The organism is Haloarcula quadrata (assembly GCF_003634715.1).
In the GTDB taxonomy this organism is placed as follows: domain Archaea; phylum Halobacteriota; class Halobacteria; order Halobacteriales; family Haloarculaceae; genus Haloarcula; species Haloarcula marismortui.
Genome location: NZ_RBWW01000002.1, coordinates 165628 through 187916, shown reverse-complemented (window position 1 = coordinate 187916; position 22289 = coordinate 165628). Strand labels below are relative to the sequence as shown.

The 22289-nt window shown below is 54.8% G+C and carries 15 protein-coding genes, 1 rRNA gene and 6 pseudogenes; 15 read left to right on the top strand and 7 right to left on the bottom strand.

Going from position 1 to position 22289, the window contains the following annotated elements; translation table 11 throughout:
* The first annotated feature begins 96 nt into the window (after positions 1 to 96).
* From BDK61_RS18120 to BDK61_RS18100, 5 genes and pseudogenes are all read left to right on the top strand, one after another.
* A complete protein-coding gene (locus BDK61_RS18120) occupies positions 97 to 378 on the top strand; it encodes a ribbon-helix-helix domain-containing protein (RefSeq protein ID WP_050007921.1) in 282 nt (93 codons plus the stop codon).
* Entirely contained in the window at positions 371 to 655 is a 285-nt protein-coding gene (locus BDK61_RS18115) for a type II toxin-antitoxin system RelE family toxin (protein ID WP_121304034.1), read from the top strand. The genes BDK61_RS18120 and BDK61_RS18115 overlap by 8 nt, the downstream gene beginning before the upstream one ends.
* Positions 656 to 770: 115 nt before the next feature.
* Positions 771 to 1594, top strand: a pseudogene (locus BDK61_RS18110) (N-6 DNA methylase).
* 63 nt (positions 1595 to 1657) lie between these two features.
* Positions 1658 to 1924, top strand: coding sequence for a DUF7389 domain-containing protein (locus BDK61_RS18105; RefSeq protein ID WP_011224981.1), 267 nt, complete (start codon positions 1658 to 1660; stop codon positions 1922 to 1924).
* A 115-nt stretch (positions 1925 to 2039) separates the two neighbouring features.
* Positions 2040 to 2327 carry a PadR family transcriptional regulator gene (locus tag BDK61_RS18100; protein ID WP_011224980.1) on the top strand — a complete coding sequence of 96 codons (288 nt, stop codon included), beginning with the start codon at positions 2040 to 2042 and terminating at the stop codon, positions 2325 to 2327.
* 266 nt (positions 2328 to 2593) lie between these two features.
* Here BDK61_RS18100 and BDK61_RS18095 read toward each other — a convergent pair whose 3' ends face one another.
* From BDK61_RS18095 to BDK61_RS18085, 3 genes are read right to left on the bottom strand one after another with little or no spacing between them, the layout of a single operon-like run.
* Entirely contained in the window at positions 2594 to 3148 is a 555-nt protein-coding gene (locus BDK61_RS18095; protein ID WP_121304033.1) for a hypothetical protein, read from the bottom strand.
* On the bottom strand, positions 3145 to 3795 hold the full coding sequence (locus BDK61_RS18090; RefSeq protein WP_011224978.1) for a hypothetical protein: 651 nt from the start codon (positions 3793 to 3795) through the stop codon (positions 3145 to 3147). Before BDK61_RS18090 ends, BDK61_RS18095 begins: the two co-directional genes overlap by 4 nt.
* A complete protein-coding gene (locus BDK61_RS18085; RefSeq protein WP_167467398.1) occupies positions 3792 to 8567 on the bottom strand; it encodes a VWA domain-containing protein in 4776 nt (1591 codons plus the stop codon). Before BDK61_RS18085 ends, BDK61_RS18090 begins: the two co-directional genes overlap by 4 nt.
* A 196-nt stretch (positions 8568 to 8763) precedes the next feature.
* Here BDK61_RS18085 and BDK61_RS18080 point away from each other — a divergent pair, with 196 nt between their 5' ends.
* The 3 genes and pseudogenes from BDK61_RS18080 to BDK61_RS24495 all read left to right on the top strand — a co-directional run.
* Entirely contained in the window at positions 8764 to 9603 is an 840-nt protein-coding gene (locus BDK61_RS18080; RefSeq protein ID WP_121304031.1) for a hypothetical protein, read from the top strand.
* 169 nt (positions 9604 to 9772) lie between these two features.
* A complete protein-coding gene (locus BDK61_RS18075; RefSeq protein WP_394337635.1) occupies positions 9773 to 9946 on the top strand; it encodes a hypothetical protein in 174 nt (57 codons plus the stop codon).
* 199 nt (positions 9947 to 10145) lie between these two features.
* Positions 10146 to 10292: pseudogene (locus BDK61_RS24495) on the top strand (DUF7837 family putative zinc-binding protein); the annotation flags it as partial.
* 263 nt (positions 10293 to 10555) lie between these two features.
* Here the strand turns inward: BDK61_RS24495 and BDK61_RS18065 are convergent.
* The gene (locus tag BDK61_RS18065) at positions 10556 to 11392 is read right to left on the bottom strand and encodes a DUF4870 domain-containing protein (protein WP_011224972.1); all 837 of its coding nucleotides are present in this window, start codon (positions 11390 to 11392) and stop codon (positions 10556 to 10558) included.
* Between the two features lie 52 nt (positions 11393 to 11444).
* Entirely contained in the window at positions 11445 to 12035 is a 591-nt protein-coding gene (locus tag BDK61_RS18060; RefSeq protein ID WP_049939223.1) for a helix-turn-helix domain-containing protein, read from the bottom strand.
* Positions 12036 to 12385: 350 nt separating this feature from the next.
* Between BDK61_RS18060 and BDK61_RS18055 the strand changes: the two genes are divergently transcribed.
* The gene (locus BDK61_RS18055) at positions 12386 to 12778 is read left to right on the top strand and encodes a DUF5684 domain-containing protein (protein ID WP_049939224.1); all 393 of its coding nucleotides are present in this window, start codon (positions 12386 to 12388) and stop codon (positions 12776 to 12778) included.
* A 286-nt stretch (positions 12779 to 13064) separates the two neighbouring features.
* Here the strand turns inward: BDK61_RS18055 and BDK61_RS18050 are convergent.
* Positions 13065 to 14045, bottom strand: a pseudogene (locus BDK61_RS18050) (CNNM domain-containing protein); the annotation flags it as partial.
* 45 nt (positions 14046 to 14090) lie between these two features.
* On the opposite strand from BDK61_RS18050, the pseudogene BDK61_RS18045 reads away from it, so the two are divergent.
* The 5 genes and pseudogenes from BDK61_RS18045 to BDK61_RS18015 form a co-directional block, all read left to right on the top strand.
* A pseudogene (locus BDK61_RS18045) lies at positions 14091 to 14573 on the top strand (IS5-like element ISHma10 family transposase); the annotation flags it as partial.
* A 44-nt stretch (positions 14574 to 14617) separates the two neighbouring features.
* Positions 14618 to 15763 (top strand): ISH3 family transposase, encoded by a 1146-nt coding sequence (locus BDK61_RS18040; protein WP_121302948.1) that lies wholly within the window; start codon positions 14618 to 14620, stop codon positions 15761 to 15763.
* A gap of 184 nt (positions 15764 to 15947) precedes the next feature.
* A pseudogene (locus BDK61_RS18030) lies at positions 15948 to 16322 on the top strand (IS5-like element ISHma10 family transposase); the annotation flags it as partial.
* A 297-nt stretch (positions 16323 to 16619) separates the two neighbouring features.
* Positions 16620 to 16796 (top strand): annotated as a pseudogene (locus BDK61_RS18025) (transposase); the annotation flags it as partial.
* A gap of 1369 nt (positions 16797 to 18165) precedes the next feature.
* The gene (locus BDK61_RS18015; RefSeq protein WP_004966666.1) at positions 18166 to 19404 is read left to right on the top strand and encodes an orc1/cdc6 family replication initiation protein; all 1239 of its coding nucleotides are present in this window, start codon (positions 18166 to 18168) and stop codon (positions 19402 to 19404) included.
* A gap of 375 nt (positions 19405 to 19779) precedes the next feature.
* On the opposite strand, the gene BDK61_RS24290 is transcribed toward BDK61_RS18015, so the two are convergent.
* The gene (locus tag BDK61_RS24290) at positions 19780 to 19947 is read right to left on the bottom strand and encodes a hypothetical protein (RefSeq protein WP_208644690.1); all 168 of its coding nucleotides are present in this window, start codon (positions 19945 to 19947) and stop codon (positions 19780 to 19782) included.
* 861 nt (positions 19948 to 20808) lie between these two features.
* On the opposite strand from BDK61_RS24290, the gene BDK61_RS18000 reads away from it, so the two are divergent.
* A 16S ribosomal RNA gene (locus BDK61_RS18000) occupies positions 20809 to 22280 on the top strand.
* Positions 22281 to 22289: the final 9 nt, after the last annotated feature.

The following is a 22289-nucleotide window of genomic DNA, read 5'->3' as shown; positions in this document are numbered from 1 at the left end:
ATTGAAACGACCGCTCAGTATGCGTGTAGACGTATCGATGTGTTCAGTATGAACCCGGCAAAATGATTAATAGTACTACTAACGTATTACAGACGTATGTCTGAAGCAACCACAGGAGGAGACGAGGAGGATAAAATCGTCACAGTGAATTTCAAAGCCACAGAGTCATTCCTCGACGAAATCGACAAGACGTGGCAAGGACGCGGTTTCAACAGCCGGAGCGAGTTTATTCGTTACACACTCCGAGATGCTGTCGAGTTCCCGACGTTCGACCGCGACGAACTTATCGCACTCCTCGCTGCTGAGGAAGAAAGTCGTGAAGGAAAAACGATGGACGCCGAAGAAGCGCGTGAGAGGTTCGGAACAAGCGATGAGTGATGACAAGTGGACGTGGGAACTCTCTTCCACGGCACAGGATGATCTTAATTCGCTCTCACCAGAGGTACAGGACCGAATCCTCGATAAACTCACTGAGATCGTCACCTCGCCGTGGCGCGACCCGCCAGAGTACGGCGAACCACTTCAGAACAGCCCACACAAGAAAATTCGAATCGGACAGTTCCGTCTCTCCGTGACGTTTCGGCAAGAAGAACAGTTGCTTGTTGCCGCCCGGATCAAACGCCGTGGTGGCGCATATACGGCTGACGACGACTGAACAGGCTCTATATTCACTCGGTCCCTATCTTGACTCGATCACTTGGCAAGTAGAACTCTCAGAGTGACGCTCTTCAGCAGGCCAGATTTTGTGACTCTCTGGTGGCTGAGAGAGTATGGCTTCGCCACAGATCGACGTCGACGAGATTGTTGCAACACTTGAGCAAATTCGCCAGCGCGGGCACAGCGCCCACACAGTCTTCCGAGACTGGGTCAACCTTATGATGTTCGCACTGCAGGACCGAGACGACCCGTATCTGGAGATCGTCGATGACTATCGCGAGCGCGGCGACATGGACTATCCAGACGAACAGCGCTCGGTCGACCTCTTCGCCAAGGCGTTCGGTCAGCTCCAAGAACGGATGGCGGCCACCGATGCTGACGTTCTGGGTGCTGTGTACGAGGAGTATGGAATGTCCAGCGACGCTTTCGGTCAGCACTTCACACCGCACTCTGTTTGCAGACGATGGCCGAAATCGCCGGCGTCGGAGACGAGAATGATACTGAGGACCGACAGACAGTTTGTGACCCAGCCTGTGGGAGCGGTCGAACACTGCTGGTCGCCGGTCGAAAGCAGCCAGACGCCCTGTTTGTCGGGCAAGATAAGGACCCACTCTGTGCCCGAATGACGGCACTGAACTGCTGTTTCCTGAATCTGGATGCCTACGTTATTCAGGGCGACTCACTGACTGTCGAGTTCCAGCGAGCGTGGCAGACGTCGTACTCTTCGCTGGGTGGGAACGTTCGCGAGCTAGACGACGAGAAGGTCGAAGAGCTTCACGAGTGGGTGACCGGCGCCTTCGAGAATACGGTCGAGGCGAAGAACCATCCCAGTCCAACGCAGGGGGCAGATACGGGCTCGGAAGATCGAACACCTCCGGTCACGTCGTCCGTTCCGAGTGAGCAGGCTAGTCTGGGTGCGTTCGAGAGCAGCGATTGAGGGCTGTTTTGTGTGCCCCAGTCGGGTGCGGGGCGGTCCAGTGAGAGCGTCCCGAGGAAAACCATGTCAGAAGAATCAGACACAGAGCCGGATGCGGCTCCAGACTCAGTTGAAAAGGTCGAACGAACGGACTTTGGGTGCAGTATGGAGGCCCGGATGAAACGAGGAACCGGGACGCGAGACGAAGACAGTATGACGATCAAGTCGAAGGGTGAGACTGCCGAGGAGACGATTGCGGAGTTTTACAAGCTCCTAGAAGAGTACGACCAGGAGATCAGTGGTCGGCTTCGGGATGTTCAGCCCGAGGAGGACGAGGCAGGCGAGGATTAACACTAGTTTACAATCAGATTTCAGCCGTTTTCGAAACCGGTTCTAGCCATCAATGCGTCTGGATTTTAGTCAATTTCATTAGACTTAACGGCGCAAAGTTGTTAGATATCCTGAAATGTTTGACCTCACCAGTTTTCAACGTGACCTGCTGTATGTGGTGTACGGTCTAGACGGCCCACATGGCCTCGCAATCAAAGAGGAGATGGAGGAATACTATGAGGGAGAAATCCATCATGGGAGGCTGTACCCGAGCCTTGACACACTTGCCGACAAAGGGCTCATTGAGAAGGCACAAAAAGACAGACGAACCAACATCTACTCAGTCGCGCGACGTGGCGAACGAGAGATAGCTGCTCGAAACGAGTGGGAACAACAGTACGGAACGAGTGAGCTTTCTGGATAACTGTCAACGCGCCTGATTTTGATCCGACTCTGAATGGCCACGCCGCAGTCGAGATCGAGAACGTGGTTCACGCGGACGTCTCAAAATCGCGAGGTAAGAGGATAGGTAAAGCAGCCACAGCGTGTGTATCAAAGCGATAACCCCGGCTGTCACTAACTCAGGACAGGCATCATCGCTGGAGAGTCCATATCGTATTCTAAGTCTGCAGGATTACACCACGTCGAACCCTCGCTAAGGACACTGTCACTCGCGGCCTTCGTCACTGCTTACAGCAGCTTCGCTTCGATGTACTGGTCGATATTCTCATTGTCGTCGAGTTCGTTCAGCGTGTCCAGCGCTCCTTCCATCGAGCCGAGGTCGTCTGCCGTGAAGTCGTCCTGCCGGGCTACCCGCCCCAGACTCACGAGGAGCTTGATTTTGTTCACGTCCGTCTCAAGACGCATCACTTTCGTCACGACGCTCTCGTCGTCGGGGTCGTCCAGTCGGACGAACGCCGGCGGGATTACGTCCCGAAGCAACGCCGAGACGTAGAGGTTGTCGTCGGTAGCGTCGCTGGGAACGTCAGCGAGCATCTGCTTGATTACTGAGTGGCGGTCGTCGGAGTCAGCGTAAACGACGTTACGGACGAATTGTCCCGAGTCGACGCGGCGCAGGTCTCGGTCCTCATTGACTTGGACACGAATCAGTTCTAGAATCTCGTTCGGGAACTCTGTGCTAATGTCGTCGCGGTGGACACACACGTCTGCACCGTACTCACCGATGTCGAGAGCGGCGAAGGGGTCGCCGAGGGTAACTGAATTCGGTCCACTAGCATCAGTCACGCGTCATCACCGTCCAGAAGATGTTTATCGAGTGGATGGTCCCGACTTACATCGGCCCACGGCTCCTGTGTCTTGATCAGGAGCACAGCACCAGTGTCGAGCTGGTCAACTTTCCAGGCTGGTGAAGCCGAAATTCGATCTGTCCACCCAAACTGGTCTATGAGTGAGGGGGAATAGACGCTTAGCCAGGGAAGACGTTCTATCTCGAATACCCCCTCAGTTGGCATTATTTCGAGTGGTGATGGGCGAACATCCTTCACTGGATGTCCAACCGATACGTAGTCGGGTTCGAGTGCAATTGAGAGCCGGCGTATTAGATCAACGAACGTTGCTGTGTATCCCTCGTACTGATCGCCGTGTTCGTCGGTTCCCACCAGGTAGCGTGCGCTAGTACTCAAGCCCAGAAAACGCTTTAACCGACGTTCAATCTTGTCATCCGGTTCAAATCGTATCCGAAATTCCGTCTCATCGGCGTGCAGAAGGAGCACATCGCCGAGACCGATATCAGTTGCTGTAGCAGGTTCGTCGCCATCCCAACTGTAAGGCAGCTCTGCGTGGTCGGCGACGCTCAGTACCTCGTTGAGGACGTGTTCTACCCCGTTCGGGTCCCAGGTGTAGAAGCCCGCCTGTGCAACACCTTCCATCATGAGGTCTCTACCTCGTTGAAACGTTTGAACGTTACTTCGACACCGTTGAAGTTGGATTCAACCTGGTCGCCGAGATCACGGAGTGACTCCGCACCGCTCAGCTGCCCGGAAAGACTACGCTGGACTTCTGGGGCGAATGCCGTATCGGCATCTTGCCGAACCACAACGACAATTTCGTCTTGACCGCTGGCACCGAACGTGTTGAGCTTTGTTCTGAGGTCATCAAGTGAGTCAGCAGTTTCCTCGTACGCTCTCGGGAACTCTGCAAAGGGTTCGTAATCCAAGTTCTTCACCTCGTAGGCCGGACCGCCATCGATATCGCTATCGATGTCAGTGTTACTGTTGTAATCACTCGACTGCAGGGAATCGGTTTCCCAACTGCTATCCTCCCTAATCTGCTTGTCCATCTCGAGGTCGTTGGCGTCGATATCGTCTCTGTCCAAGAGGTCTGAGTTTACCTCTACTTCACCGTCGAGCCCTTTCATGTTCGAGCTTATATCGTCGCCAGAGCTGCTTGTACCTCTGTTGATAGCGTCGTCGAGACCGTCGACATCGTTCTGGTCGAGGTCATCGATGTCGTCCTGTATGTCCCTGACATCGCGGCCATAACTTTTGTCGCTGTAGGTATCGTAGGCCCTTACCAGGTCATCAACCTCCCCGTCAGTCAGAACACTATCGCTGCCGTCACTGAGATCAGTTGCGTCGTTGGTGACCGAGACACCGTCAGTGCCCTCGCTCTCGATGAGATTGGTGGCTGAATCCTGTGCGTCCCCGTCTAGCTCGTTGATAGATCGGCGGACATCGTCGACGCTGTCGGCATCAAGGTCTCCGTCGACATTCACAAGGGCATCCTGCAGGTCATCCTCTACGTCATCCGGAAGATCGGGACAGCTTCCACCGCTCTGTGCGAGGGTCGACGGCGGCGTTGCGACCGAGTGATACCGGTCAGTGCGAAGCGACCCCGCACGACCGAGCGACGGCGCACTTCTGGCCCCACAGGGTGAGACCACAGCATCGAACGTATCCGAGTCCGTGCGCCCGGCGAAGTCGGCCGCGTCGTCGCCGTTGCGCGCCAACATCTCGTCGAACTCCGCCTTTCCATCCGCATCTAAACTGTCGTAGCGGGTGAGTGCCGTCGTGAGTTCATCGCTGTCGACCTCGCCGCTCTCGTATGCGCGGGCGAAATCGCTCCGGGTACGGGTATCCATCTCGACCCGGGTCAGGGCATCAATTTCGTCTTGGTCCATTTGCCGGACGGCACGGGCAACGGCTGGATCGTTTTCTGCAAGCAGTGTGCCGAGGCGTCGCTGTTGGGCTGGGTCCAGCTCCGCCATGTCGACGTCTGTCCGACGGATCGTGTGCCGGATGCGGACTGTATCAGTTGCTGTTCTGGCGGGTTTGAGGACACGCCGAGCGCCGCTCCGTGGGACCGTCGTTGCCTTCGATAGTTGTGATATCGCTCGCATCTGTTGCCGGGCGCGCCACTCCCCAGCTCGGTCCTGTGCCCGACTGTACGTCCGGGCCGCCCGCATTACGCGAGTCCCGCCTAACCGGTCAGCTACAGTGTTCGCCGTCTGGGTTCGCTTGGCCGCGCTGGCTGCTTGGCTGCCGGTGACGGACCGGGCAACCTCGCCCCAGAGCATCCCGGCGAAGTAGTTAGCCCGGAAGTCTTTGTGCAACTCCGGCTTTGCGTCTTGATCGTAGGGATTCGCCCTGTCTTGACGATCCTCATAGCTCTGTACCATCGCGTCAAACACTGCCGGCGCTTGCGAGAGGAGGTTGCTCAGTGAGTCCAGACCAGGAATAGAGTCCAGAAGGGTACTGATCGCCTCGATGGCCCTCAGTGGGTCTTTAGCGAAGGACTGGAGTGACTCAATGCTACTGCCAAACGTTGTTGCTAGTCCCGAAGAGAACCCCAGTCCCTGTGCAGCTACTCTGGAATTGGTATCTACCGCCTCAGAATGCTGTGCTCCCTCAACAAAGATCGTGCTTCGAGTGAATGCAGGGGACGAGCGTGCATTCCCATGCGTATCTGTAACTCTGATTTTTGTTGTTGCCGCTGAGAGATCATCCTCAAGGGACTGGACGTATCCGGTCCGATATTCGATGAGGTGAGTATACTGGTTCTCTCTAACTCGGGGCGTTGCCTTCGTTTCACCGTCATGACTGACTACTATCGTTTGAACCGCAGATGGGTCGTCAACCTGAAACGTGAGTGAGTACGTCGCCCGGTTGTCGGCCCACGAATTTGGCTTACTGAACTGAGCGGTAAAGACAGTGACCTCCGGTGGCTGGAAATCATGGATCGTCGGATCAAGGCCCTTAACGATCTCTCTGTGGTCGGAAATCGAATCGTTATCTGTATCGTGACTATGGGGGTCTAGACGGTACCGTCGTTCCTGTGCGTCAGTTACCCCATCGGAATCCGAGTCCGAAAGTGTCGGATCAGATTGGACTGAGATCGTCTCAAGATGCCCCATCCCATCCCCAGCAGAACTGTACAATGTGTTCGTGAACTCGGTCGATTGGTCAGCACTGGTCGTCCGCTGAACTTCCCAGCCTGCGACTTCCTCCGCGTCGGTCAGGTTGTCGCCGTCAGTGTCGACCTGCCTTGGATTGGCGAGATGGTTGTAATAGGAGGCGGTCCTGCCACTATAACTGACTTCCGTGTACTGGCCGATTTCTCTGCTGTCGGAGAGGCCGTCACCGTCGGTGTCAGCGCTCTTCGGATCTGTCGTGACGCGATCCCCATTGGGTCCACCTAGTATGACCCCCTCGCGTTCCATCTCGTCACTCAGGCCGTCACCGTCCGTATCGTTGATCTCGGTGGTGTTCTCGGCGATCCGTGAGAACACGTTGGGCAGTTCCAAGCGGTCCGTGACATAATTGAATTCTCCGTCGGTGATGTTGGCGATATCCCGGAGTTTGTCACGATTCGCGTTGTCGAAGCCGACGGTGTAGACAGTGGTGTTTTGATTAGCGGCCGTCTGGGCCTCCGAAATCCCGCCGTTGCCTCGCCCATCAGTCAGCAGTATCATCACTTGTGCACGGGAGTCGTTGCTGTTAGATGCGAACTGGCTGTTTGCGGTACTGAGTCCCGAACCAATGTCAGTCCCACCGCCGCTGCCGAGATTATCTAATGTCGAATTGGCAGCACCGAAATCCGATGTCAGGTCCTGTGCCACGTATGCGGATGAGTCGAAGTCGACCACTGCCGCACGATCCACGTCAAGCAGTCCCGCAACGAACCGCTGTCCAGCTGTATTCCGAAGCTTAACGCTGCTGCTCATCGATCCTGACGTGTCCATGACCAGCGTCACGTCGACTGGGCGTAGCCCATCGTCGTCGGTCTGTCGCACTGGCTCAGTTGCGTTGTACGTCGTCGCCCAGTTGCTGATATCAAAGACCGCAAACGTGGAGAAGTGAGTCGTTTCTGCAGTGGCCGTGTTGTTAGTGGCGTCAACAGTGGAGTTCAACGGCACGAAGATCCCCGCCTCGGGATCGTATGTGAACACGGCGAGGTCCTGGCTCTCATTTTCCACCCCAGTCTCGTTGTACCCCAGAGTAACGTTAGCCGAGGAGAATTCTTGCTCGGAGTTGAGTTCAACAACTGGCGAGGCACTCATATTCCCCACACGGGACGTGTTGAACCGTGGGTCGTCTTGTGGGGCGATGGTCGTCCCATTGCCGATATCACCGTTGCCAGTCAGGCTCAGTGTGACTCCGAGCGTCTCGTTGGTCGCCGTCGTGGTATAGCTCTCTTCACCATCACTGACGCCGTTGTCGTTGCTATCGGCGACGAGTGGATCTGTTCCGAGGCGAACTTCCTCGCCGTCTGGAAGGCCATCATTATCTGTATCCGCTTTGAGCGGGTCAGTTCCAAGCTGGTGTACCTCTGTCCCGTCCAGCAGGCCATCACCGTCCGTATCTGGATCGTTGCTGAGAGTACCTGCGACGGTCTCGTTGTAGATGCTCAGTGAGTCGTTATCTGGATCGGCAGCGCTATCCTGCACGCCGTCGTCATCCGTATCGGGGTCGGTCGGATCAACGCTCTGGAGCCGTGATTCGACGTCATCAGTGAGTCCGTCACCGTCTGTATCGTTGCTTTGAGGGTCAGTACCGAGTCGGTATTCGCGATATGCCGGTAACGTATCATTGTCCCAGTCTTCTGCGCCGTCAATCACAGCATCCCCGTCAGAGTCTGCTACCCTGGGGTCGGTCTTCGTAACGTTTCGCTCGTAGGCATCCGGAAGTCCATCGCCATCAGTGTCATTGGAGGGCGTCGAGCGCGTGGCGACGAAGAGCCACTGGATATCCCCGACATCGGTTCGGTTGTCACCCGTGTAATCATACGCGCTCCAGTTGGCACCGGCTGCTGTCGATTCCAAATGACGAGACAGTGCGTCGACGTCGACGATGTTGACAGCGCCATCGCCGTTGACGTCTTCGTAGAGTCCGTCGCCATCTGGATCAGTAGGCTGGTTATCGCCAACGAGCGGGTACGGGTGCGAGTCGTTTTCTCGGGGTGCTAACTCCGCGATGGCACTCGCATTCGGCTCGGTTGAGCCATTCCAGCTGGTCGAAAGTGGTCCGGTCGCTTGGTTCCCAGCCGTTGCGGCGGGTGTTTGTGTCGGTTGTGTCTGTGTCGGCTCGTTTCCGGCCGTGGTGACGGCCTGGTTTCCGGTACTTGTACCAGAGATGTCATTGCCGGCCGTCTGCAACGGGCCAGTCCCGGTACCGGTCATCACCCCTGAGACCGGACCGACAGCCACTAATAGTAATACTCCAAATAACGCTTGTAATTTTGTCGTTGAACTTGCCATATAAACCCCCACCAGAGGTAGTATTGTGAGTTTGAATCAGTAACCAGAATACTTAATCCTACTTATTGAGACAGTATATTTAATGAGGAAGCTTGCGACAGTATTCGGCCTTTGTATAGCAGTATCCCTCTGGGCGGGGATCGCGATGGGGGCGGGAACGACCAGTGTCGTAGTCCAGCCTTCGACTGACACTGTTACGGTTGGAAACACAACCACTGTTGATATCGTAGTCACGTCGACCACAGGCGGGGTCGGCTCACTGGATCTCGATATCGCAAGCACCAACGATTCGGTTGCAACAGTCTCGAACACGTCTGTTGCTGGAAATCCAGAAACAGTCCAGTCCTCTGAGGAGGCGAACGGCGTCCGCATTGCGGCGACTGGAATGGATACCGCCGACAGTGGCTCGACATCTGTTGTCTCAGTCACGCTCACCGGCAAGGCTGCCGGGACAAGCGATGTGGATCTGACCGTTGCAGCCGTCGGTGACGAATCCGGGACCGCATACAATGTCACCAGCGTCCGCGATGGAACACTGACAGTCAAGTCCGGAGAAAACGCAACGGAGACGCCAACACCGACACCGACTGCAACAGAAACACCAACAGAAACTCCTACCGAGGAAGACTCGTCGAGTTCCGGCGGTAGTAACAGTGATGATGGTGATGACGATGACGGTAGCGACTCCAGCGGCAGTGACTCTGGTGACACAGTAACAGCGACGGACACACCGACAGTAACGGAACCGACGCCCAGCGACACCCCAACAACAACGACGACCGAAGTGACTGAACGCTCGACCAAAACGGACACCGAGGAATCAACCTCAACCCAGACCAGCAGTGGTGGGCCAGCAATCACACCGTCTCAGACCGCAGCCACAGACACTGTCGAGCCGTCTGGCGGCTCACCCACGAATCTGCTTATTGCCGGGAGCATGATCGTCGCTGTTCTCGGTGGGATCATCATCTACCGCCGGTTGTAGAAGCGATTCCAAGACACACGAGACATTTTCACCTCGCTGACCGGCTCAATTGGATGGCGTCTATAGCCTCCATGTGAAGAGGTACTGGCAACTTCCCCACCGTCGATGATCTCGTTCGGTTACCATCGGATCGTCGATTCCGTCTTTCGATGCGACGCTCGTCAGAGCCGTGGAACTGAACGCCCCGCCACCGATAACTCGCTGGCAGGCGGTAGACGAACTCCAGCAGGCCGGTGTGTCAGTGTTCGTCTCGATGTCGACCACATACCCGCCGATGGGCGAAGACGACTTTCACGAGCTACTCAGCTACTTCAGAGCGCTCGGGGCAGGTCGTCGGTTCTGACAGCTCCCCGTCCTCGGTTGCCTCGGACCAATCGCCAATACAGTGCCAGCGCTGTTCGCAACTGGGACAGTACGGCGAGCCCGTGCCCCAGCGTTGTGTCGGGAGGTCGAGACCCTGGCTAACACTTATTTCCGAAGACAGGCAATTTTTGCGTGGAAGGAACACTGTCACACGCTCCTTCCATCCCCTTTCTAGGCCTGATGACACGCGAAGTCTCGGTCGCTGCCCAAACTGTGACGAGCGTATCACGACTGCGTGGCTGCTGGTTGAATACGAGAAAGACGATGATACGGAGGGTATCTGGGCCGAGTGTCCAATGTGTGAAGACGTCGTTGCGCCTGAGTAGTCATAGACAGCAGACTCAACGTACTCGGCAGAAGACAATCCGCGCTTCCTGTACGGCTACTCCCGGCGAAATTGATGGTTCTCAATTACTCGATGCTCCGCTGAACTCAAGAGTGTTACCTGAACAACTTATGCTGTGTCTTCAACACGGACATCTGAATACTACTACGCAGTTCAAGCGGAAATTTATCAACTCGAAATGAGACAGGCTGGACCTTACTTAGACGGCAGAAGGTAGTAGATTTTCAGTATTGCTATAGTGAATCATTCCGACGATGTCGTCCACCACCGAATCAAGTACACGATCGACGATATCCAGAATGCAGCAAGAAAGACATACATTGCATCGCCTTGAGGCGATACCGACTGAGTGAAGCTCCACGAAACCACATAGCCGATAGCAGCGACGAGAATTGGGAGGCCAACATGTGCAAAAACGTGTGACTGCTGGTCGGCATCTTGCAGCCAATGTTCCTTGCCATGACGATACATCGCGATCCCTGTCAACGGGGTCAAACCCAGTATTAGGCCGAGCAACCCGAAGGCAGAAAGGATGACTATAGCATCGTTTGCTGGAACAAAGAAAACAGCCCAGATGAGCAATGGTGACAAGACAATGTATCCGAGTATAACAAGCGGCCACCTATCCGAGAGATTAATATGGGATCCAAACCGCTCGACGAGAGCTAATGAGAATGGATACCGCCATGCCGTCCCAAATATGGCTTTCACCATTGCGATGAGCCCGACAGCGAATGTCCAAGCCGTGACAGCAAACCAAAGCATGAGAAGTGCCGAAGTAACGATGCCAGCGACCGTCGACACAGACGATGGAAAGATAGAGACATCGGTGACACCCTGTCCAGTCAGTTCGGCATAGGTGAACACAGAGCCGAACGTGACGGCGGTTATCAGTAACACAGTAAGGTGCCAGTCAAGCGCGTTACGGGCGTTTCGTTTTGTGAACTCGTCAGTGGCGAGGAGATACAGGAGTCCAGCTCCGACGACGCCAGTTGGAATCGCAAGGAAGTGGATGAGGATGCCACCGAGTGAGCGTTCCTCGAGCAGTTTGGGTCCGGGCGTAGGTGGTGTGGAGGTCATGGGTTGAGTGGAGGGCTTTGAAGTCGTATTAGTGATCTCTGATTCGTTTTGCTTACGTCGATGGCAGGAGGTTCAGTGGGCCATATCTGTCACGAACCCACCGGACTGTCCGCTCGGTGACGAGTAACAGTATGCTCACGACTACCAGGTCGAATGCGGTATCCCAGAGTAGGATGTCGCTTTGGGTACCGCTTACATCAGCACCAATGACTGTGAGGACGCCACCAAGTGCGAGCAGGACGAGGCTCAACTGGAACCCAGCGAGCACGAGTGTGCGGATTCCAGCCGTGTCCGAGAGGGTAAGGAATCCGCGAGTGGAGAGCCGATCCAGCGGGGTGTTTGCATTCAGCGCATCTTTGCCCTCGGGCGACACTGGCCAGTCCGACTCTGGGTGGTTGATGTAGTACAGGCTGATCGAGTCAGGGTACGTTTCGGTTGCGACGACATCGATCTCCTGAAGCTCCTGAAGCCGGTTTCGAACCGTGGCCCGACTGACGTCAGGCTTGATGCGCGCATGCAGTTGACGGATCGAAAAGAACGGTCGATCGGACTCAAGCATCGTCTCGACAACGTGTTCCTGCGTGAGCGTGTTGTCGAGGTTCCGATCAATCCGTTCGTCGATCCAAGTTGGAATCGCGGACACGGTATCGCTGGATAGTTGACGGGGATAATTAAAATCGGACGGGGATTTTGTGCCCGTGAACTGCAATTTGACGGCCGTAAAACCGGATTAGTCTTTTTTCAAAAACTGGGAAACCACCGTACGTCGACGGTTTTGGATGCTGCCCTGGAAAAAATAAGCCGACCGAGGTTCATAGCCATGAACCGGATATTTTCGGAGTTGGCATGACCCGAGACCGGCTAGATGAACTACCTCAGGGGTTAGTCTCGGGACACCCAGCCTGCGCCGCCTGTAGACTGACGGACGTACAATTGACCAGTACCGTCACGGAATTCACCACTTTTTTGTTAGGTCAGTAAACCACTATGGATATGGTCCCCATTGGGGTGCTAGCTACCCCTCTCCAGAGCAGTGATGCCGGTGGTATCGTGCTCCTCTTATTCCAGCTATTGCTCGCTGCAATCCAGATTGCCGGGATGTGGATGGTATTCAAGAAAGCTGGTCACGCAGGGTGGAAAGCAATCATTCCGATATACAACCTCTATATCATGCTTCGGATCGGGGAGAATGCATGGTGGTGGTTGCTCCTCGTATTTATTCCGGTCATAAATCTATACGCGCTGTATAAGATTCATGCTGGAGTAGCTCGAGCGTTTGGGAGAGGTATCGGGTTTGGACTTGGGCTCACTTTCCTTGGTATCCTCTTCTTCCCACTGCTGGGCTTTGGCGATTATCAGCATCGTCAGTCTGGTGGGCTCGCATAATATGGACGCGGTGACCCCAAGCTTGTAACCAATTACAGGATCACTCTTAAATTAGGCCGATGGGCTGTGTTTGGACACATAATAGCAGTGTAGAGGGTGTCCTACAACGCTCCTCACACTACCTATGGCTCTCCACAAACGGTCAGTACAGGCGGAATATCTACTAGTCCAATCTGTTCAATCTATAGTCGACTCCGCGAGAGATACGCAAGTCTCACAAGAGTGGACCCGACGACAATTAGCGATGGCGAGTCTACTGACGTATGTCTTAACGGTCAAGCATTTTTTACTCGAGTACGTCAGCGCTGTCTTGGTCGAGCGGATCTTCGATATCGCCGATAATCGTTTCCAGCAGGTCAGTGACGGTCACTAGTCCAATAACCTCGCCGTCTTCGATGATGAGAGCCATCTCTTGTCGCTCTGTCTGGAACTGATCGATCGCGTCGCTCACATCGGTATCGGGCGAAAGCGTCATCGTCGGTGCCGCCAGTTCAGTGAACGCACCGTTGCCACTGGCGAGTTCCTCACGATGATTGAACAGAGCTGGACTGTAGACGATCCCATGGAATTCAGTTAAATCCTCACCAATTAGTGGATACCGTGTATGAGGGTGCTGCTCAAGCTTTTCGAAGTTCGCTTCAGCTGAATCCTCAGTTGAGATGGCTATGATTTCTTCGGTGGGGACCATGACCTCTCTCACCGACTGTTCACCAATCGTCAACGCGTTCATGATCTCTTCACGGCGCTCCGCAGGCAATTCACCCTCTTCGAGTACCGATCCAAGTCGGTTCCGAAGGTCGGCACGAGTTTCGATGACTTCTCTCTCGGTTTCTGTCCATGCCTGAGTCATCTCGATGCCGAACAGGCCCAGTGTTCCCTTTGCAACCGAATCACCGACCCAGATAGCTGGAGCGAGTATCTTGGCAAACCAGTACAGCGGTCGTGATCCATACCGGGCGACCTGTTTGGAGCGTTCGACACCAAGGTAGGTAGGCGTCTGTTCCCCGTGCGTGAGGTGGACTAAGTTGATAATAAGAAAGCCGAGTAACGAGCCAGCCCCGACCGATGCGAACGTGGTGTTCTCAAACACCGGTTCAATCAGAGCCGCTAGTCCAGGTTCGGCGATAATCCCTAGTGCGATACTCGTTGCGGAGATCCAGACCTGGCAAGTGGTTAAGTAAAACTCCAGATCAGTGGTCATTTCCCAGGCGAGCTCAAGCCCAGGCGTATCGAATTCCGATTTGGAATACTGTCTGACACGGCTCAATTGAATCCACAGACGGCGCCGGGATAGGTCGTTAGAATCACGGGTATGAAGCGGGAGAGTAATGTTATGCACAACACCCTCTTCCGCTTCGTGAAGCAAGTGGCTTCGCTCGCTCAAAAGCTTACTGACGCTGCGCTGATGGAACTGAGTGATCCAGCCGGCAACGGGTTTGCCGGCTGGAAGCACGCAGTCTTGCTCTATCTGCGCGAACACATGAGCGCGGAGTACGAGGAAATCATCGACTGGGCCGAAGAGATGGAACGTGTTCGAGCGGTATTGAATCTTCAACGCGGGGAGTTTCCCGCGCCTTCGACGCTGTGTAAGGCGTTCAAACGGGCATCGATGACTGTCTGGCGACAGCTGCTCCGCCGGTCGGCGGAGCTGCTGGACCAGAATGGTCACGCCGCAATTGATGCCACCTACTTCGACCGTCAGCAGGCATCGTCTCACTACTTGCGACGGATTGATCGTTCCGTCAAAACGATCCAGACGACGTTTCTCGTAGATACAGCTGAGGGAGCAATTCTCAGTCGATCACATCGGGTTAGAGGAAGCGTCTACTTGGGAAGAGTGTGGAAGCCACCCAAGCAGACAGCGAGATAGAAGAAGAGCACCTGCTTAATTTTGTCGTCAATAGTCTTGACGAGGAACTTTCATTAGATCTCGGCGAGAATGTCAAGGTCACGGCAGAGACGCTCTATGAGGTCCTCGCCGGCGCCAGCGCCGGCGGGACCTCGATCAATCACGTCTGCGAAACGACTGACGACTCACCACACGCTAATACCGTCCGTGGACATCTCAGCGATCAGTTTGAACTGGATTCGGTTGAATCGGTTGGAGACACGCTGCTTCAACGAGATACGCTTGAGACACTTCCAGATCGACCGGTGGAGGTCTGCGCAGACCTCCACCTCGATCCCTACTACGGTGATGAGGACGAAACCGAGGCTCTGTACTCCTCACAGGCCAAGCGTGGAACAACGACGTTTCACGCCTATGCAACGCTCTACGTGCGCGTACGCAACAAGCGATACACGCTGGCGGTTCGCCAGCTCGTTGCTGGCGAAACCACCAGCGATGTCCTCGGTGAGTTTCTTGAACTCCTTGACGGCCTTGACCTCGGCGTCAAGGCCGTCTACCTTGATCGAGGTTTCTACAACAGCACCTGTCTCAAGCTGCTGTACGCGCACAATTACGCCTATGTGATGCCGATCGTCAAGTGGGGTGAGACGATTCAAAACAAACTCAGCAAAGGCTGGAGCCGCGAGATCGAACACGATCTCGCTGGCGAGGTGGAGTTCCCTGTGTTCATCGACTGCGTGTACCAGCAGGGACGGTACGACGAACACGGGGTGGCGCGTCACGGCTACGCCGCTGACGCGCCCTTTATCGACACGCCACGAGATGCACGAGATCACTACAGCAAGCGCTTCGGCATCGAATCAAGCTACCGATTAGCCAAGCAGAGCCTCGCTTTCACTAGTTCTCAGGATGCTGGACTACGGTTGGTAATGTTTGTAGTGAGCCTACTGCTTCAGAACAGCTGGCGATATCTCCACTGGAGGTACGTGGCGGCGCCCCGCCGTGGGGGGCGCCGCCTCTTGCAGTGGTCGTTCACGGAGTTTTGCGAAATGACGCTTCGCGCAGCTTGGACAGCACTTGGTGTCCGCAGGTCTGTTCCAGCGAATCAACCACTTGACGGCCGGTTCTTCCGGTAGCTGTCCATCGGGCCGGACGGCGGTCGTCAGTGGTGACACTGTCGCGTCGGCGGCAGTCCGCCGCCGACAGCGACGGTCCATCCCGAAAATCATGCTCACCAGCGGTTCGAAGATGCTCCACAGCTAGTTCGGTTTAGTTCACCGTAATCAAACGGGGTTACGCGGCTGTCGATGTGATCGACTGATTCTTGACTTACACTGCAGCACGAAGTGGCCTGACGAAACCAAGATCGGCCCGAAGGTCGCCCTGCGGAACGCGGGCGACCTTCGAAGCTTGGCCGCTGACAAAGGCTATGATGACATGAGCTTCCGTGAGGAGCTTCGAAACGCCGGGATTCGTCCGCTGATCAAGCACCGTGTTTTCGCTCCTTACGATCACGCACACAACGCCCGAATAGACGACGAGCTCTATGGTCAGCGATCACAGACCGAGTCCGTCAACTCCTCAATCAAGCGCTCGCACGGCTCCGCCGTCCGAGCGCGTGACTGGTTCCGCCAGTTCCGGGAGATAACGCTCATAGCCGGCGTTTACAACGTGGAGCAGGCAATTGAACGCTGAAACGCCGAAATTCGCCGGATTCAATTGAGCCCTTGAAACCGATATACTAAACGGTGAAATGAATCTCTAAGCTACAACTGGAGCTACATTCGAGAGGTTGTGCTCGAAGCCATCTCGGAAACCTTTGAGACACTGTCTCCGTATCCTCTACTCGTCAGAGAGACACAAAGTACGAACGCAGTGGAGTAGGAACGACTATTACTCTGCCGCTCTTGCATAGGAGATTGTTGATACTGGAGAGCGGTAGGTGCGGAGTCGAAGAGGACAAGGGCACCGCGCCAGCGGTGCCCGACACGAATGATTCCGCTCGATGTGTTTGGGTTGGAATCGGTCGCAGCAGACCTGTTGGAGCAGGTTCGCTGGCGTGACGGTGTTACCTGTCCTCGCTGCCGTTCTGACCGGACGGTCAGAAACGGCAGCTACAGAGAGTTTCAACGGTATCTCTGTAAGAATTGCGACCGCACGTTCAACGATACTCCAGAACAATCCCTGAAGTGAATGCTGGCCGCGTCCATGGATCACTTGGCCGGGTACATCCTGACCCAGCGGTGCTAGATCTGTTCACTGAGTATGGAATCCAGTTCGTTCTTGGATCGGACAGCCACACGCCTGTGGAACTCTCGGAGCGAGTCCCCCAACTACGAGCGGTGACTGGAACTTCAGACCGGTATCCTGTTTCTGAGGTACTACGTGACAATCAACAGTAAGTTCTGGAAACTGCGCTTCAGTGGGTTCGGTTGCTGGATGTTATTTTCCGTTTTGATCGCCTTCAGTAGCCTTCCCATGGTACGGTCAGGACGCTCTCACTGGAACGGCCCTCACCAGACTGGGGCTAAAAAATGGGTCCCATGCCTGTGAGACCAGTCGTTGGATATAGTTTCTTCACCTGTGAAAGCGAGTGAACTAACTGCAAGGTAGACCTTCGAACGTACCGATTTGCCCTATCCGGGACATCAGTGAGGAACTTGAGCGGACAGAGATATTAGTCAGGTCGGGCCAGCCTTTTGACGCTCTTTTTGTACCAGATACACCAGCAACCCAAGCATTCCAAGAAGTCCGTATGCCATTCCGTGAAGTTTCGGGTTCCAACTCCCGTTGTCTGACACCCGTCAGACCCCACTATTTCTACTATTAGAATTACACATTAGGATAGAAGAAGTAAGAATGGCCACCCACCCCCCACTATTTCCACTAAAGCTAGTAGGACAGGTAAGTTAGGCTCCGCACCTCATTTCTTTCACTAGAACTAGTCCCTACAACAACACCGCTCTAGCTCTACTACGGTCTAGCTATAATGCTATTATTATAAACCTTTCCCTAGTTCAAAGTTCATTTTCTGTAGTCGTCGCTACTTCGCTGTTCTTTACTGGAAATAGTGGGGGGAGGGTGTACCAATAATCTACACCATCCCATCCTACTTCCGTCTCCTGATTACACTTGTTTCACCGATATACTGGAAACGGTGGGGTCTCTAACTCTTATAAAAAGGTATTTACTGGAAATACTGGAACCCAGTGGTCTGACCCATCTGTCACAACTCATGATACAGTGACTCCGATTTACTGGAAACGGTGGGGTGTGTCTAGTCCACCCACGACACGCTATATACTGGAAATAGTGGGGTACTATCGCTCCACATAGCGCCAAGCGGCAGGTATCTCGTAGATACCTAATTCCATTCTACTGGTCTTCAACCGCACCGCGATAGAGCGCAGGTGATATAGTGGAAACAGTGGGGTCCTCCCCATATATCGGAAGGGCCACCCAGTCCTGGTTATACTGGAAATAGCGGAAACGGTGGTCGAAACAACTATTGTGGTAGCCTCACTCATTCACGCATAATATGGGTCCTCGTTTTCAACCGGACGACACGCTGTACAAACGCCGGAATACACTCAAAGTCGAGTATGTGCCGGATGATATCGTTGGCCGGGACAACGAGATTGAGGAATATGAAGCTGCTTTACAGCCGATAATCAATGGTGAGTACCCCGATAACATCTTCATCTATGGAAAGACTGGTGTCGGGAAGACTGCTGTGACGAACTTTCTACTTAATGAACTCCGAGAATCAGCGGACCATTTTGAAGTCGATCTCACCGTCATCTCGCTGAATTGCGATGGGCTGAGTACGAGCTATCAGGCTGCAATCAGCCTCGTGAATAACCTTCGCGGTCACGAGAACCATATCGCTGAGACCGGCCATCCTCAATCCAAAGTTTATCGTCTCCTCTGGAATGAACTGAATAAGCTTTCTGGTAGCGTTATCATCGTTCTCGACGAGATCGACCACATCACGGATGATACCTTCCTCTACCAGATCACCCGTGCCGATAACAACGGCTATATCGACAATATCCAGCTTGGTGTCATTGGGATCAGTAACGATTCGACCTTCCGCGAACAGCTCGATGCGAAGGTGCAGTCATCTCTCTGTGAGACGGAGATTTCGTTCCCGCCATACGGCACGGAAGAACTCCAGAAGGTCCTCGAACAACGGGCCGAGATAGCCTTCCACGAGAGTGCGCTTGAGGATGGCGTCATCCCGCTGTGTGCCGCACTCGGTCGCCAGGATGGTGGTGATGCCCGACGGGCGATCACGCTTCTGCGGAAGGCTGGCGACCTCGCTCGCACTGAAAACGCAAACTCGGTTACGACTGATCATGTCGAACGCGCTCAGGAGAAGCTTGAGGCCCAACAGAGCATGGACATTATGCGCGACCTCACTGAACACGAGCAACTCACACTCTATGCGCTGACCACGCTTGCTGCAGAGGGGGAAACACCCGCCCGCTCTCGGATTGTCTATCAGCGATATAAAGAGCTCTGTGAGTTTCAGGGCCGAGAACCGCGAACTGCGCGCCGAATGCGCAGTTTTCTCTCAGATTTCGAAATTCTCAATCTCACACTGTCTGAGATGGAACATCGTGGTCAGGACGGTGGCACGTACCGTCAGCATGAACTCAATCGCGATATTGCGACTGTCGTTGATGCTCTCCAGACGATTATTGGCGAGTTTGGAGCACATCAAAGTATCATTGAGTACCTGCCCGACTCCGGCGAGGAGTTCGCCACGATGTGACGAGGAAAACACACACCACTGTTTCCGGAGAAAACCGCACTACCTCGGACCAACCAGTGCAACGTACCGGCTCTTGACCTTCTCACCCGCTCCATCTATTGTATCTTTCGGCTTAACCACCCTGAATATTGCTCCAGCACTATCCATCGCTGACACGCCGAAGCAGCGCCTCAAACTTCTCGCGCTGGAGTGGGTGTGCATATACTCCATTCTCCCCCCTGGAAGGTCTGATTTCCCGACTTGCAACACCTCACTGTTGATTTCGACGGAGCGTTAACGCTGTCAACATGCCACATCAAATCTGTCCTGAGAAGATGTCTACGATCAAAGCGAAGAAACGTGACAATGCGTCGTTCAGCGACGCCGTAGCACGACTCATCGACGGGGCGTTCTCTCAGAGACCTTCGCGGTGCGTTCGATGAAGGTCAGGTAGCCGATATGCGAGACATCATCGGGCAGGCTGGTCAGGACGACCGTAATGAAGCCCGTGATGTCGCAGGGCGATTCGAATGATTTCGATACGAGCCCTATCTTGGATATCATCGACGCTGTCGTAGCGGCCGTTGAGAAGGAACGTGAGTTCGAAGTAGCGAATATTCCACTGGTGATTTCGGCGATAACAGTCTTGGAACTGTACATCGGCGTCGTACGGGGTCAAACTGGACGGGGAAGTGAAGGTCGCGCACACACGCGCGGAGCGCCCATAGAAGTCGTGCTTGACTCATCCGCGCTGGCCAACACGAACCTAAGCATTTCCCGCCGTGCTGGTCGGCTATTCGGTGAATGCATAGCTAACCGCAGATGACGGCGAAGGGAGCGGTATTGGCAAAGGACGCAGCAATCGCTGCAACCGTTTTGGGGCGTAACGAGTCCGTTCTCGTCGGTGATAAAGGAGACTCCCTACGCGCAACTGATTTATTTCTCACCTCTGAATCGCGGATTGTGCCGACCTGAGCGATGAAATCCTCCACCGATATCCAGATAATATCCCTCAAAACTTGACTATACTTTTCTAACTGTCGCTCAACTTCGCCGGTCCAATACACTACTGGAACCACCCGTGTGTATGCCACGCGTGTGCCGTGTGGTTCCTGAACATGGCGGGTCCAAGACCGTCCATTTATATACTCCCCTCCCATCGGATGTAATGCGAAGGTCGCGCCGGGCAGCATTCCCGGAACGACACCCCAACGCCACCTCCGCGGTGGGTTGGGTCACTCGCTTAGAACGCGAGGCCACCGAGGCTTCGTGTTCGTGTATGAGGATTCCACCCCTGCGGTCCGCCGTTAAGATGGAATCTGATGTGAGCCCACGGACCCATGCAGTAGTCAACATTGGTGTAGGAACCAATGTGTTAGCTTCCGACGGAGTGCAACCACTTCCGCCGCTGATGTATATCAGCACATTCCGGTTGATCCTGCCGGAGGCCATTGCTATCGGAGTCCGATTTAGCCATGCTAGTTGCACGAGTTTAGACTCGTAGCATATAGCTCAGTAACACGTGGCCAAACTACCCTACAGACCGCGATAACCTCGGGAAACTGAGGCCAATAGCGGATATAACTCTCATGCTGGAGTGCAGAGAGTTAGAAACGTTCCGGCGCTGTAGGATGTGGCTGCGGCCGATTAGGTAGATGGTGGGGTAACGGCCCACCATGCCGATAATCGGTACAGGTTGTGAGAGCAAGAGCCTGGAGACGGTATCTGAGACAAGATACCGGGCCCTACGGGGCGCAGCAGGCGCGAAACCTTTACACTGCACGACAGTGCGATAGGGGGACTCCGAGTGTGAGGGCATATAGCCCTCGCTTTTCTGAACCGTAAGGTGGTTCAGGAACAAGGACTGGGCAAGACCGGTGCCAGCCGCCGCGGTAATACCGGCAGTCCAAGTGATGGCCGATATTATTGGGCCTAAAGCGTCCGTAGCTTGCTGTGTAAGTCCATTGGGAAATCGACCAGCCCAACTGGTCGGCGTCCGGTGGAAACTACACAGCTTGGGGCCGAGAGACTCAACGGGTACGTCCGGGGTAGGAGTGAAATCCTGTAATCCTGGACGGACCACCAATGGGGAAACCACGTTGAGAGACCGGACCCGACAGTGAGGGACGAAAGCCAGGGTCTCGAACCGGATTAGATACCCGGGTAGTCCTGGCTGTAAACAATGCTCGCTAGGTATGTCACGCGCCATGAGCACGTGATGTGCCGTAGTGAAGACGATAAGCGAGCCGCCTGGGAAGTACGTCCGCAAGGATGAAACTTAAAGGAATTGGCGGGGGAGCACCACAACCGGAGGAGCCTGCGGTTTAATTGGACTCAACGCCGGACATCTCACCGGTCCCGACAGTAGTAATGACAGTCAGGTTGACGACTTTACTCGACGCTACTGAGAGGAGGTGCATGGCCGCCGTCAGCTCGTACCGTGAGGCGTCCTGTTAAGTCAGGCAACGAGCGAGACCCACACTTCTAGTTGCCAGCAACACCCCTGCGGTGGTTGGGTACACTAGGAGGACTGCCATTGCTAAAATGGAGGAAGGAATGGGCAACGGTAGGTCAGTATGCCCCGAATGGACCGGGCAACACGCGGGCTACAATGGCTATGACAGTGGGACGCAACGCCGAGAGGCGAAGCTAATCTCCAAACGTAGTCGTAGTTCGGATTGCGGGCTGAAACCCGCCCGCATGAAGCTGGATTCGGTAGTAATCGCGTGTCAGAAGCGCGCGGTGAATACGTCCCTGCTCCTTGCACACACCGCCCGTCAAAGCACCCGAGTGGGGTCCGGATGAGGCCGTCATGCGACGGTCGAATCTGGGCTCCGCAAGGGGGCTTAAGTCGTAACAAGGTAGCCGTAGAGGAATCTGCGGCTGGATCACCTCCTACTGACCGG

What these genes read in the sequence shown, in the direction of transcription:
- BDK61_RS18065 (WP_011224972.1), bottom strand. Translation starts at nt 11,392, where the DNA reads ATGACCTCCACACCACCTACGCCCGGACCCAAACTGCTCGAGGAACGC.
- BDK61_RS18105 (WP_011224981.1), top strand. Translation starts at nt 1,658, where the DNA reads ATGTCAGAAGAATCAGACACAGAGCCGGATGCGGCTCCAGACTCAGTT.
- BDK61_RS18115 (WP_121304034.1), top strand. Translation starts at nt 371, where the DNA reads ATGAGTGATGACAAGTGGACGTGGGAACTCTCTTCCACGGCACAGGAT.
- BDK61_RS18090 (WP_011224978.1), bottom strand. Translation starts at nt 3,795, where the DNA reads ATGATGGAAGGTGTTGCACAGGCGGGCTTCTACACCTGGGACCCGAAC.
- BDK61_RS18100 (WP_011224980.1), top strand. Translation starts at nt 2,040, where the DNA reads ATGTTTGACCTCACCAGTTTTCAACGTGACCTGCTGTATGTGGTGTAC.
- BDK61_RS18015 (WP_004966666.1), top strand. Translation starts at nt 18,166, where the DNA reads ATGGGTCCTCGTTTTCAACCGGACGACACGCTGTACAAACGCCGGAAT.
- BDK61_RS18120 (WP_050007921.1), top strand. Translation starts at nt 97, where the DNA reads ATGTCTGAAGCAACCACAGGAGGAGACGAGGAGGATAAAATCGTCACA.
- BDK61_RS18055 (WP_049939224.1), top strand. Translation starts at nt 12,386, where the DNA reads ATGGTCCCCATTGGGGTGCTAGCTACCCCTCTCCAGAGCAGTGATGCC.
- BDK61_RS18080 (WP_121304031.1), top strand. Translation starts at nt 8,764, where the DNA reads ATGGGGGCGGGAACGACCAGTGTCGTAGTCCAGCCTTCGACTGACACT.
- BDK61_RS24290 (WP_208644690.1), bottom strand. Translation starts at nt 19,947, where the DNA reads ATGATATCCAAGATAGGGCTCGTATCGAAATCATTCGAATCGCCCTGC.